12 protein-coding genes are annotated in these 12728 nt (G+C 66.3%); 2 read left to right on the top strand and 10 right to left on the bottom strand.

What is annotated here, in order from left to right; all coding sequences use genetic code 11:
• On the top strand, positions 1–1131 hold the full coding sequence (locus ABSY17_RS11045; protein WP_378952598.1) for a cobalt-precorrin-5B (C(1))-methyltransferase: 1131 nt from the start codon (positions 1–3) through the stop codon (positions 1129–1131).
• Here ABSY17_RS11045 and cobM read toward each other — a convergent pair.
• The 3 genes from cobM to cbiE are packed head-to-tail and all read right to left on the bottom strand — an operon-like array spanning position 1098 to position 3474.
• Positions 1098–1862 (bottom strand): precorrin-4 C(11)-methyltransferase, encoded by a 765-nt coding sequence (gene cobM, locus ABSY17_RS11050; RefSeq protein ID WP_378950214.1) that lies wholly within the window; start codon positions 1860–1862, stop codon positions 1098–1100. The genes ABSY17_RS11045 and cobM overlap by 34 nt on opposite strands.
• The gene (locus ABSY17_RS11055) at positions 1859–2245 is read right to left on the bottom strand and encodes a cobalamin biosynthesis protein (protein ID WP_378950216.1); all 387 of its coding nucleotides are present in this window, start codon (positions 2243–2245) and stop codon (positions 1859–1861) included. Before ABSY17_RS11055 ends, cobM begins: the two co-directional genes overlap by 4 nt.
• Positions 2242–3474, bottom strand: a complete 1233-nt coding sequence (gene cbiE, locus ABSY17_RS11060; protein WP_378950217.1) for a precorrin-6y C5,15-methyltransferase (decarboxylating) subunit CbiE — start codon at positions 3472–3474, stop codon at positions 2242–2244. Before cbiE ends, ABSY17_RS11055 begins: the two co-directional genes overlap by 4 nt.
• A gap of 1 nt (position 3475) precedes the next feature.
• On the opposite strand from cbiE, the gene ABSY17_RS11065 reads away from it, so the two are divergent.
• The gene (locus ABSY17_RS11065) at positions 3476–4243 is read left to right on the top strand and encodes a cobalt-precorrin-6A reductase (protein ID WP_378950219.1); all 768 of its coding nucleotides are present in this window, start codon (positions 3476–3478) and stop codon (positions 4241–4243) included.
• Here ABSY17_RS11065 and ABSY17_RS11070 read toward each other — a convergent pair.
• From ABSY17_RS11070 to ABSY17_RS11100, 7 genes are read right to left on the bottom strand one after another with little or no spacing between them, the layout of a single operon-like run.
• Positions 4210–4971: a precorrin-3B C(17)-methyltransferase gene (locus ABSY17_RS11070; protein ID WP_378950221.1), complete on the bottom strand. Its 762-nt coding sequence runs from the start codon at positions 4969–4971 to the stop codon at positions 4210–4212. The genes ABSY17_RS11065 and ABSY17_RS11070 overlap by 34 nt on opposite strands.
• Positions 4968–5717, bottom strand: coding sequence for a precorrin-2 C(20)-methyltransferase (locus ABSY17_RS11075; RefSeq protein WP_378950223.1), 750 nt, complete (start codon positions 5715–5717; stop codon positions 4968–4970). The genes ABSY17_RS11070 and ABSY17_RS11075 overlap by 4 nt, the downstream gene beginning before the upstream one ends.
• The gene (locus tag ABSY17_RS11080) at positions 5714–6346 is read right to left on the bottom strand and encodes a precorrin-8X methylmutase (RefSeq protein WP_378950225.1); all 633 of its coding nucleotides are present in this window, start codon (positions 6344–6346) and stop codon (positions 5714–5716) included. Before ABSY17_RS11080 ends, ABSY17_RS11075 begins: the two co-directional genes overlap by 4 nt.
• Positions 6347–6348: 2 nt before the next feature.
• Positions 6349–7890: a precorrin-3B synthase gene (cobG, locus tag ABSY17_RS11085; RefSeq protein WP_378950227.1), complete on the bottom strand. Its 1542-nt coding sequence runs from the start codon at positions 7888–7890 to the stop codon at positions 6349–6351.
• Entirely contained in the window at positions 7887–11246 is a 3360-nt protein-coding gene (gene cobN / locus ABSY17_RS11090) for a cobaltochelatase subunit CobN (RefSeq protein ID WP_378950229.1), read from the bottom strand. Before cobN ends, cobG begins: the two co-directional genes overlap by 4 nt.
• Positions 11247–11251: 5 nt before the next feature.
• Entirely contained in the window at positions 11252–12289 is a 1038-nt protein-coding gene (gene cobW, locus ABSY17_RS11095) for a cobalamin biosynthesis protein CobW (protein ID WP_378950231.1), read from the bottom strand.
• Entirely contained in the window at positions 12286–12723 is a 438-nt protein-coding gene (locus ABSY17_RS11100) for a DUF1636 family protein (protein ID WP_378950233.1), read from the bottom strand. The genes cobW and ABSY17_RS11100 overlap by 4 nt, the downstream gene beginning before the upstream one ends.
• Positions 12724–12728 lie beyond the last annotated feature (5 nt).

Consider the following 12728-nt stretch of genomic DNA (forward strand, 5'->3'; position numbering starts at 1 on the left):
ATGACCGCCGAACAAGCACCCTCCGAAGAAGCTCCCCTGCGTCGTGGTTGGACCACCGGTGCCTGCGCAACCGCCGCGACCAAGGCGGCGTGTATCGCATTGAAGACGGGCGCGTATCCCGATCCGGTGGAAATTGTACTGCCGGGCGGCAACACGGTTGCCTTTGCGCTGGCGCGGAACGAAATTCTGGACGCCACCGCGATGGCAGGCATCGTCAAGGACGCCGGCGACGACCCCGATGTGACTCACGGCGCGCTGGTGATGAGCACGGTGCGTCCGGGCAGGCCAGGCAGCGGCATTACCTTCAAGGCGGGCAAGGGCGTCGGCACTGTGACGCGGCCGGGCCTGCCGATCCCGCCGGGAGAGGCGTCGATCAATCCGGTGCCACGCAAGATGATCGCTGGTGCCGTTGCCGAGGTTTTCGGCGAGGGGGCCGATTTCGAGGTGGAGATCTCCGTCGCCGGCGGCGAGGAGATGGCGCTCAAGACGCTGAACCCGCGCCTCGGCATACTTGGCGGCATTTCGATCCTCGGGACGACGGGCGTCGTCATTCCCTATTCCTGCTCTGCCTGGATTCACTCCATCCATCGCGGTGTCGACGTGGCGCGCGCCATGGGCTTTGACCATGTCGCCGGCTCGACCGGCAACGCCTCCGAAATGGCGGTGCAGAAGTTCCACGGTTTGCACGAGGTGCAACTGATCGACATGGGCGACTTCGTCGGCGGCATGCTGAAATACATCCGCGCCCATCCGGTGCCCAAGGTGACCATCGCCGGTGGTGTCGCCAAGATGACCAAGCTGTCGCAAGGCCTGCTCGACGTGCATTCGAGCCGGGGATCGGCCGACCTTGAAGGGCTGGCAGCCGTGGCGGTCGAGGCCGGCGCGGACGAGGCGCTTGCCACGCGTATCCGTGGCGCAAACACTGTGGCGGAAGCCTTCATCGAGGCCAACAAGGCGGGCATTGGCATCGGCGATGCAATCGCCAAGGCGGCCTGGCGCACGGCCGCGGACGCTCTCAACGCTCCCGATATCGCGCTCGAAATCCTCGTCTTCAACCGTGAGGGTGAGTTGATGGGATATGCGCCCTTCGCCTCGTCTCATAACCCGTCGCGGCCCCTGAAGCGGCGCTGATAATAGGCGTCGTAGAGAGAGCTTTCGCGAAAATCCTCCGCTGCCAGCGACTGGCCGACGAAAATGATGGCGGTGCGTTCGATCGGATCCTTGACCAGTTCTGCCGCAATGGTCGCCAGCGTGCCCCTGACAATGCGTTCATCCGGCCAGGATGCGCGGAAGACAACGGCCACCGGGCACTCCGCGCCATAGTGCGGGGTCAGTTCTGCCACGACCTGGTGAATGGCGTGGATGGACAGGTGAACTGCCAGCGTCGCACCGGTGCGGCCGAAACCGGCCAGCGTCTCGCCGGGCGGCATTTTTGAGGCGCGGCCGGAGGTGCGGGTCAACACCAGGCTCTGGGCGACTTCCGGAATGGTCAGTTCGCGCTTGAGTGCTGCAGCTGCAGCGGCGAAGGAGGGCACGCCCGGCGTCAGCGTGTAGGGAATGCCGTGCTTTTCCAGACGCCTGATCTGCTCTGCGACAGCGCTCCACACAGAAAGGTCGCCCGAATGCAGGCGGGCGACATCGTGGCCGGCGGCGTGGGCGGCAACGTATTCGGCCTCGATCTCGTCGAGTGACATCGGGGCCGTATCGATCAGCCTCGCATCGGGCGCGCAATAGCTCAACAGTTCCGGCGAGACGATCGAGCCGGCATATAGGCAGACCGGACAGGCGGCCAGTAGCTTTGCGCCGCGCACGGTGATGAGGTCGGCCGCACCGGGACCGGCGCCGATGAAATGGACGGTCAAATGCGGGCTCCACTGATGGCGATGGCGCAGGTGGCCGGACCGACGACGATTCGCGGCCCGATCAAAGTCGAACCTTCGCCGGCGGCTGCGAGCGCTGCAGCTTCGGAGACGGACGGCGAGCCGGTGGCTTCGATCGATGCTTCGGAGCGAGTCAGCGTTCGGGATGCCGCGGCCGCGAGCGAGGCGTCGTCGACGACAAGGACGGGAAGGTCGAACCGGTGCCCGGCGGCAAGGATTGCCTGTTCACCGCTTTTGATAGATGCGGTGGCGAGCGCCGACAGCGCGGTGACGGCGAGCCCGTGGGCTTCAAGTGCTGTTTCTATGGCCGAAAGGATGTCTTCGGGGGCGACACCTTTGCGGCAGCCTATGCCTGCAATCATCATGGCTTCACCCAACTCCATTGCGTGACCGGCATCGCCGGCCGCCAGCCGGTCATGTTGCCAACAGGGGCGGCGCGGGAGACTTGAAGACGGATGAGGTCGCCACCCAGTGCGGCATGGCGCGCGAGCAGCAGGGTTTCCATTTCGAGCGTGACGGCATTGGCTACGAGGCGGCCGCCGGGGCGCAGGGCTGCAATCGCGGCGTCGAACACGCCCGGTTCGCTCCCGCCGCCACCGATGAAGATGGCGTGTGGGGCAGGTAGGCCGGCCAGAGCTGCGGGGGCCGCGCCATGCACGATGCTCAGGCCGGGCACCCCGCAGGCGCTCGCGTTGCGCGCGATGCGGGCGGCGCGTTCGGCATTGGTTTCGATGGCGATGGCGCGCAGCGAGGGATGGCAGAGCATCCATTCGATCGAGATCGAACCCGAGCCGGCCCCGATGTCCCACAACAGTTCGCCACGGCGCGGGGCGAGCGTGGACAGGGTGACCGCGCGGATCTCGCGCTTGGTGATCTGGCCGTCGTGTTCGAACAGATCGTCGGCAAGGCCGCAGGCCAGCGGCTGGACTCTTGCCTCTGAACTTGATTCAACCTCGACAGCCAGGACGTTGAGGGGATTGATGTTTTCGAGATCGAAGGCGGCCGCGACCGAGGTACGCAGGTATTCATTTTCGCCGCCGAGGGCTTCGAGCACGGTCAGCCGCGACACGCCGAAGCCGGCTTCGGCAATCAGGCGGGCGATAGCCGCGGGTGCGTCACCATCTGATGTAAGGGCAAGGATGCGGGCGGCGGGCTGCAGCAGCGGGCGGATGAGATCGATGGCGTGGCCGTGCAGCGAAATCGTCTCGATGTCCTGCAGCGCCCAGCCCAGCCGCGAAGCAGCGAGCGAGAAGGCGGAAGGTGCGGGCAGCACGCGCATCTCTGTTGATGGCAGGGCGCGGGTGAGGGTAACGCCGACGCCGTGCAGGAACGGATCGCCCGAGGCTAGAACGCAGACGTTTTCACCGCGCAGGGCGACCAGGTCACGCATCTCGCTGTCGAACGGCGTCGGCCAGTGGCGAGCTTTGCCGCGGATGAGATCGCTTGCGAGCGCCAGATGACGCTTGCCGCCAAAGACATGACCCGCTGCCGAAATCGCCCGCTTGGCCTCGTCGCCGAGACCCGCTACACCGTCCTCGCCGATGCCGACCACGGTCAGCCATTTTTCCACCGGCGCGTTGAACTCAGCAGGCATGATGACCCACCGCATTTTGATCCTGGGCGGAACCACCGAGGCGCGGCAGCTGGCGGCGAAGCTCGCTGTGCGTGCCGATCTCGACATCACCTTGTCGATGGCCGGCCGCACCGAAAACCCGGTCGAGCAGCCTGTGCCGGTGCGCGTGGGCGGCTTCGGCGGCGCCGAAGGCTTGGCGGATTGGCTGGGTGAGAAAAAGATCGATCTGCTGATCGACGCGACGCATCCCTACGCGGCGCGCATCTCGGCCAATGCCGCGGAGGCGGCGCGCATTTCTGGCGTGCCGATCCTGGCGTTGCGTCGCCCGGCCTGGGAGCCGGTTGCTGGCGACAACTGGACGTTGGTCGACGATGCCGACGAGGCCGTGGCTGCGCTGGGTGCCAACCCGCGCCGTGTTTTCCTCGCGCTCGGCCGGCAGGAGGTGGCCGCCTTCGCGACCGCGCCGCAGCATGCCTATGTCATCCGCAGCGTCGACCCGATCGAGCCGCCGCTCGGCGTGCCCGATGCCGCTTACATTCTTTCGCGTGGGCCGTTTGCCGAAGCCGATGAACGGGCGCTGCTCGAGGCGCAAAAGATCGACGCCATTGTCTCCAAGAACAGCGGCGGGCAGGCGACCTACGGCAAGATCGCGGCGGCGCGGGAGTTGGGCATCGCAGTGATCCTGTTCCGCCGCCCGGAACTGCCCGACGTGCCTTCCGCTCCCACCGTTGCCGCGTTGCTCGCCATGGTCGATCATCAGCTCGCTCCGGCGGAAAAGCGCGGCGTGTAGACCAGAGGACGCTTGCCGTTGCGTTCGATGAGGCGGGTCTCAGGCGAGCCGATGACGACGCAGGTCGCCATGTCGGCCTTGGCCGCGTCGGCTTCGGCCAGCGTATATATTTCGATACGCTCGTCGGGCCGGCCGGCGGCGCGGCCGAAGATCACAGGGGTTGAAGCGGGCAGGTGGGCCCGCAGCGTCTCGAACGCGCTGCCGAGCTGCCAAGGCCGCGCCTTGCTGATCGGGTTATACAGCGAAATGACGAAGCCGGCGGTGGCTGCGGCAATCAGCCGGCGCTCGATCAACTCCCACGGCTTCAGATTGTCCGACAGGTTGATGGCGCAGAAATCATGGCCGAGCGGGGCGCCGACACGCGCGGCGACTGCCAGCATGGCGGTGACGCCGGGCACGACTGACAGCTCGATGTCGCGCCATTCTCGGGGGCCGGCCTCGATGGCCTCGCAAATAGCCGCAGCCATGGCGAAGACACCGGGATCACCGCCGGACACGACTGCAACCTTGTGGCCGCTTGCTGCCATTTCAAGCGCTGCCTGTGCGCGTGAAATCTCTTCGCGATTGTCGGAGGCGACGCGGGTCTGGTCGGGGCGTAGCTCCAGCCGGTCGAGATAGGGCTTGTAGCCGTAAAAGAAGCTTGCTTCCGCGACGGCTCTGCTGGCTTCCGGCGTGACCTGATCCGGATTGCCTGGCCCGAGGCCGATGACAAGGAGACGGCCGCTCATCTCTCTGTTCCCGGCTTGCCGGCCCAGCCGGGCACCAGCACGATGGCGAAATAGGGCGCCTTGTCGTCGACCTTGTCCACGAGCCTCATGTGCTGCGTGGCGGGCATGGTGCCGCGCTCGACATAGATGGCGCGGTCGAGCTTGCTGGTGGCTTCCAGCGCCTTGCGGATCTTGGGCAGGTTGCGCCCGACCTTCATGATGACGGCGGCGTCGGTGTCGGCGAGGCGGCGGGTCAGTTCGAACTCGTTCATGGTGCCCGGCAGCACCGATAGCACGTCGTCGCCCTGCACGATCGGCACGCCGGTCTGCGACCAGCAGCCCGACATGGCGGTGACGCCGGGGATGACCTCGGTCGGATAGAGATGCGACAGGCGCACATGCAGGTGCATGTAGGAGCCGTAGAACAGCGGGTCGCCTTCGGACAGGATTGCGACAGTGCGACCCTGGTCGAGATGGGCGGCTACCGCTTGGGCCGACTCTTCGTAGAAGCCGGTGATCGCCGCGCGATAGTCTTGGTGATCCTTGTCGATCTCGGTCGTCACCGGATAGAGCAGCGGCAGTTCGATGACATCAGCGCGGAAATGCGCGTCGGTGATGGTGCGCGCGTTGCCGTTGTTGCCGCGCTTGGCGAAATGCGCGATCACGTCGGCTTCGGCCAGCGCGCGCACGGCCTTGACGGTCAACAGTTCGGGGTCGCCCGGGCCGGTGCCGACGCCGATCAGGCGGCCTTTGGGAGCAGTCGTCACAGGCCCGGCCTCGCAAGCGCGTTGAGTGCGGCCGCCGTCATGGCGCTGCCGCCAAGGCGGCCGCGCACGATGGCGTAAGGCACGCCGTAAGAATTCTCGGCCAGCGCATCCTTGGATTCTGCAGCACCGACGAATCCGACGGGCATGCCGATGATGGCGGCAGGCTTTGGCGCGCCGTCGTGCAGCTTTTCGAGCAGATAGAAGAGAGCGGTCGGGGCGTTGCCTATGGCGACAACGGAACCCGCGAGCTTTTCGGCCCACAGGTCGATCGCCGCCGCCGAGCGGGTGTTGCCGATCCTTTGCGCGATCTCGGGCGTCTGCGGGTCGCGCAGCGTGCAGATCACCTCGTTGTCGGCAGGCAGGCGGGCGCGGGTGACGCCACGCGCCACCATCTCGGCGTCGCAGAAGATCGGCGCGCCAGCCTTGAGCGCGTTGCTCGCCGCCGAGACAAAATTTTCCGAGAAGACGAAATGCTGTGCTGCCTCGACCAGCCCGCAGGCATGGATCATGCGCACCGCGACATCCGCTTCCGCCTCGGAGAAGCGCGAAAGGTCGGCTTCCGAGCGGATGATGGCGAAGGAGCGCTCATAGATGGCCATGCCATCGTGGATATAGTCGTAGGCGGCCATGATCATCCTTGTACTAACGCTTGCGCCAGGCGCTTGGCGCCAAGCCGGGCGAGGCAGGCGGTGGCATCCTCGTGCGGTTGGCGCTCGGCGGCGACGAGTGCAGCAAGTCGGCGAACGCCTTGCGCGGCTTCATATCCTGCGGTGTAGGTTGCCGGAAGTCCCTTCGCCGTTCCGCCGACGACAAATGCCGCGCCTTTTTCGTCACCGACGATGGTGAGGGCGGCGACCCCAGGATGGGCGCAGCCCTTGGCGCAGCCGGAGACATGTAGCGACAGCGTCGGGTCGAGGGCTGGGCCGAGCGTTTGTGCTATTTCAGCGGCGACGTCGCGGGCGGCGATCATGCCGGATGCACAGGCCGGCGCGCCGGGACAGGCAGCGATGCGGATACGCGGATCGGTGGGGGCGGTGACGAGGCCGAGGTTGTTTGCCGTGTCAGTCAGGGCTTCTGCGGCAGGCTGGTCGAGGCCCACGAGGAGCAGGCTTCTGCCCGGTGCAGGGCGGATGCCGGTTGCGCCGCATTCGATGGCGCATTCGCAGAAGGCAACCAGCGTTGCGGCGTCGACGGAGCCGAAGGGCAGGGCTATGCCGAGGGTGATTTGGCTATCGCCTAGCTGGAGGATTCCGATGGGGGATGAATCGGTTGCAGGAGAGTGCTCAGAATTTGAATCAGTAGCTTTGAGAGTGGCCGTGTCGGTGAAGTTGAGTTCATTCGCGCCCCCCTCTGTCCTGCCGGACATCTCCCCCACAAGGGGGGAGATCAGGCCTGCATCTGCGCTTTCGCCTATCGGCAAAGTTCCAAGACAAGCGGAACCGGCGAAGCTGCCGATCTCCCCCCTTGTGGGGGAGATGTCCGGCAGGACAGAGGGGGGCGGGACGGAATGAGACCTCTCAGACCCTTCAATTGCCGAATGTACCGTTGCTAGGCCGACATCGCGGGCACGACTTTGGCGCCCCAATTCCGCGACGGCCTTCAGAATATCGAGCGTGGCGGTAGCGGCCGCATCGGCATCGAATTCGCCGACAAACGTCGCGGCCTTCTCGTCGCCACCAACTGACAGCCGCCAGCGCATGGCGTCGGCGGCCACCAGCCGGACATCGCCCATCACAGCTCCGAGCCCGATTTGCCCACGACCATCGACCACCACGGAGACCTTCGGGCCGAGACGTTCGACGAGGCCGGCCTTGGCGATGCCGGCCCGGATCGTCTCCGCCAAAGGTCGCGGATCGGCGATCTCTGCCGGATCGATGCCGGCGAGCGGGCTCGTATCCACGGGCACGCCGGTGCGGACGGCGATGCCGAGTGCATCGACCTCGGCGGCGAGCAGCGCTGCACTTTCAGCCGTCAGGCCCCTGATCTGGATGCTGCCGCGCGCGGTGACCTCGACGATGCCGTTGCCGTGGCGAAGGGCGGATTCGCACAACCCGATCAGTGTTTTGGGCGCGATTTCGCCAGTCAGAGGATTGAGCCGCACCAGCAGGCCGTCGCCGGTCTGCATCGGCGCCGAGAGCGCGGGGCAGGCACCGCGTCGTGAGAAGGTCGTCATGCCGCGACCTCCTTTGCCGAGGCTTCGGCGATCAGGGCGGCGAGATCGTCATCGATCGAATTGCGCAAGGGATGCCACAGGCCGCGCCGACGGGCGGTTGCAAAACGCTCGGCGATGAATTTCGCTGCCGCCGGATTCTCGCGCAGCATGAAGGCGCGCACGGCTTCATCGCCGACATAGGCTTCGTGGACGGCCTCGATCAGGGCACCTGGAATGGCATTGGTGGTTTCAGCAAAGCCGATCAGTCTGTCGACGGTCTCGGCGAACTCCGAGGCGCCGCGTGGGCCGTGGCGCATCTGTCCCTCAATGAAGCGGGCATTGATGGCGCGGGCACGCACGACTCGGCCGACGGCCTCGGTCACCGAGCGGGGGCGGGGCCTTTGCGGGTCCGTGGTGTCGAGCACGATGACGTCGGCGTTCCTGCCGAGTGCGGCAACAGCGGCTGAAAAGCCGCCGATGAAGGCGACGTCGGCCGAGCCCTCGAGGATGTCGCGGCCGGGGTCGTCGCCGGTGTGGACCAAAAGATCGGCTTCGGCGATACGGCCGGCAAAGGCGCCCGGCGCGGAGATGCCTTCGCCCTCGGCGCCGCCATAGGCATGAGAGGCTGCGTCGAGGTAGGCGCGGCCGAGGTCTTCCCGCGCGCTCCAGTCGCCGCTGGAAAGCAGGTCTTCGAGGCCCGCGCCGTAAGTTCCGGGCGAGGAGCCGAAGATGCGCGGCTCGATCCTGCCGGCTGCGCGGGCGCTGGCGGCGAGCGGGTTTTCCGAATCGTCCTCGTCGCGGGCGGCAACTGCGCGCGCAGCGGCGTCGATCAATGCGATCTGGGTCGGGAACATGTCGCGGAACAGGCCAGATATGCGCCAGGTAACGTCGACGCGCGGGCGGCCGAGCGCTGCCGGCGGCAGCACTTCGATGCCGGTAACGCGGCCGGTGGCGGCGTCCCATTGCGGCCGGCAGCCCATCAGCGCCAACCCTTGCGCGATCTCCTCGCCGCCGGTGCGCAAGGAGGCGCTGCCCCACAAGTCGATGACCAGTGCGCGCGGCCATTCGCCGTGGCCCTGCAGATAGCTGCGCATGATCTCGTCGCTGGCTGCCTTGCCGAGATCGAAAGCCGTCGGCGTCGGCATGGTGCGCGGGTCGGAGGTGAACAGGTTGCGCCCCGTCGGCAGAACGTCGGTGCGGCCGCGTGCTGGCGCGCCTGATGGCCCGGCCTTGACGTGGCGACCGTCGAGGGCGGCGATCAGCCCATCCCGTTCTCCAGCAGCACTCAGACGGCGCATCGCGTCGGCCTCGCCGTCAATGGCGCGGCCATAGATATGCAGGCCGTCCTTGATGGCGAAATCCTTGAGGTCGCAGAGCCAGGCATCGATGCGGCGCAACGCTTCGTCAGGTGCGTCGGTCCTGGCGACGCCGGCCTCGGCGGCAAGGCCGGTTTGTGCCGCCGTCTCGACGATCAGCCTGGCCAGCCGGTCGCGGCGGCGACGGTCGAGACCGTCGGCTTGGGCATATTCGTCGACCAGTCGCTCGAGCCTGTGCTGGTTTTCGTCGAGTCCGGCAGCGGTAAGCGGCGGTGGCAAATGGCCGAGGGTCACGGCGGCAATGCGGCGCTTGGCCTGGGCGGCTTCGCCAGGATTGGAGACGATGAAGGGATAGATCACCGGCAGTGAACCGGTGACGATCTCGGGGAAGCAGGTCTGGCTCAGAGCGACCGTCTTGCCCGGCAGCCATTCGAGCGTGCCATGCGCCCCGACATGGATGATCGCGTGGATGCCGAGCGACTTCTGCAGCCACAGTCCGAAGGCGAGCAGCGTATGGCGCGGCGGCAGCGACGGGTCGTGGTAATCGGCGCGGCGGTCGGCCGAGCGGCCGCGATCGGGGGCAAGGGCCACCGTGACATTGCCGAAGGTCGCGGCGCGGAAGGGAAACATATTGTCCGTTGCCTCCGCCTTCGGCGGGCCCCAAGCGGACAGTATGGTCTCACGTGCTTCGGCGGGCAATTCCGAGGAAATGACCTCATAGTCTTCAAGCGCCAGGCCATGCCCGCCGGCCTCGATCAGGTCGAGCAGTGCGCGCGGAGTTTCGGGAATCCGTTCAACCGCATAACCCGCTTCCTTCAGGTCGTGCAGCATGGCCAGCACGCTATTGGGCACGTCGAGGCCTACGGCGTAGCCGGTGCGCCCGGGGGCACTGGGATAGTCGGGGATGAGGATCGCGAGCTTGCGTTTGTCGCGCGGCGCGCGCTGCAAGCGCAGGTGGGCGGCGATGCGGGTAGCGACCTGCTCTACGCGGTCCAACTCAGGTCGGTTGACGACGGCGCGGAAGCCAAGTGCGGGATCGAGTTCGCTCTCCGCCTTGAAGGAGATGGCGCCGGCAAGGATGCGGCCATCGAGTTCGGGCATGACGACATGCATGGCAAGATCGGCGGGGGCCAACCCACGCGGACTGCCCTTCCATGCCTCGCGGCGGGTGGTGGCGACGATAACCTGGAACACGGGGACGCCGGCGCGGTCGAACAGGGTTTCGGCACTAGGCTCGGCGCCTGCCGCGAAGGCTGTGGCGGTGACGATGGCCGAGGGGGCGAGTTGCGAAAGCGCCTTCTCGACGAAGGCGAGCGATTCCTTGTCTTTCAGGCTCGACACGAAGATCGGAGCAGGGCGCAGGCCTTGTGCCCTCAGCGCTTCGACCAGCGCATCGATGGGCGCGACATCGGCGGCCAGCAACATCGAGCGGTAGAAGATGATCGGGACGATAGGGGTGTTACCCTGCCCACAAGAGGGGAGGTAAAGGGCTGGCGCTTCGATCACGCCCCGGGCCGGACCGTAGAAACCCGCTTTCGGCACGGACACCGGCGCGACTGCGGTGCAGCTGCCACCAGCCAGCCCCGCGAGCCGCGCGACCAGCGCCTTCATGTTCTCCGGCCCGCCCTGTCGGAAATAGCCAAGCAACGCGTCGAGTTCGGCGTGCGGCAAGGTCGAGCCCTCGATCAGCCTGATATCGGCGACATGGCTTTCGCCGGGCAACAGGGCGAGCGCGATGCCTTTTTCACGCGCGATTGCGGCAAGCCGGTCGCAGCCGTAGCGCCACCAGTCATAGCCGCCGAGGATGCGAACCAGAATCACCTTGGCGTGCGCAGCCACGCTATCGATCCAGAGATCGACCGACATTGGATGCCTGAGGTCGCGCAGGCTGGCGAGACGCATCGAGGGGAGGCGTTCGGCGTCAGCCTTCCAGGCGCTGGCGAGGCCGGCCAGGTCGCTGTCGGTGAAGGACAGCGCCACCACATCCGCCGGCTGCTGCCGCAGATCGACTGGCTCGATGAGATCGTCGAGCGAGGCGGAGGTGGTGGTGAGGATGTGCATCCGGCCTAGCCTACCAGAATGCGCTCGATGGCCGGGCGGTCGAGCCCCTTGAGACCGATCACGACCAGGCGCGAGCGGCGGTCGTCCTCGGCCGTCCAGGCGCGGTCGTAATAGTGGTTGACGCGCGGGCCGACGGCCTGGACCAGCAGGCGCATCGGCTTGCCGCCGACCTCGACGAAGCCCTTCACGCGCAGCACGTTTTCTTCTTCGGCTGCGGTGGCGACGCGCTTGGCCAGTTCATCGGGATGGGCGATCGAGGGGATATCGATGACGAAGGTGTCGAAGTCGTCGTGCTCGTGGTCGAAAGCGCCGTCGTGATGGGTCTTGCGATTTTCGATGTCGTCCTCGACGGCGAGGCCGAGGCCGAGCAGAACGGAGGGATCGACCTTGCCGAGTGCTGTCGGCACGATCTTGACCGCGCGCGCAAGGTGCTCGCCGATGATGGCGTTGGCGCGGGCATGGCCGTTGGCGTCGAGCAGATCGCTCTTCGACAGAATGATGAGGTCGGCGCAGGCGACCTGGTCCTCGAACACCTCCTCGACCGGATCGTCATGGTCGAGCGAATCATCGGCGCTACGCTGGGCGGCGAGCGCGTCCATGTCGGAAGCGACCTTGCCGTCCGCGAGTGCTGCACCGTCGACCACGGCGATGACACCGTCGACGGTGACGCGGCTCTTGACGGACGGCCATTGGAAGGCCTGGACCAGCGGCTTGGGCAGTGCGAGGCCGGAGGTCTCGATCAGGATGTGGTCGACGCGCGGCGTGCGTGCCAGGATCTGGTCGAGCGCGGGCACGAAATCATCAGCCACGGTGCAGCAGATGCAGCCATTGGCCAGTTCTACGATGTTTTCTTCTGGACAGGTGTCGATGCCGCAACCCTTCAGGATTTCGCCGTCGATGCCGACATCGCCGAACTCGTTGACGATGATGGCGAGGCGCTTGCCCTTCGAATTTTCGAGCAGGTTGCGGATCAGCGTCGTCTTGCCGGCGCCGAGAAAGCCGGTGACGACGGTGCAGGGAACGCGTTCGACGGAGGCGGTCATTTGTTTTCCTTGATGAGTGCAAGTGGGGGGATGCGCGCGATGAGGCCGCGCTTGAGACTGTCGGGACGGCCGCGCCACGGGATCAGGCCATCGGTCGAGGTGGAAAAGAGTTTTGCCCCGGTGACGAGGTCTTCGCCCGATGTGACCCTGAGATCGCCGAAGACGTAGCTCCACGAACCATTGCGAATGAGGGCCGCACTCAGGCGGCGCTTGCAATTGCCGAGACACTCGACGCTGCGCACGGCGATATTTTCGCCGCTGGCCGCAAGCCTGGCATCTTCGGCCAGTCGGGTGCCGGCGCGGGGATGCGCATCCGAGCCGGTTTCGTCGCGGCAGGACGAGCAGACGAGAATCGTCACCGCAGCTGCGCGCGTGTCGGCGTCACCGCTGGATGCGTCCCCAATTTCGACCGAGGGATTGTCGTCGAGTTCCAAAATAC

Source organism: Mesorhizobium sp. ANAO-SY3R2 (assembly GCF_042466635.1).
GTDB lineage: Bacteria > Pseudomonadota > Alphaproteobacteria > Rhizobiales > Rhizobiaceae > Aminobacter.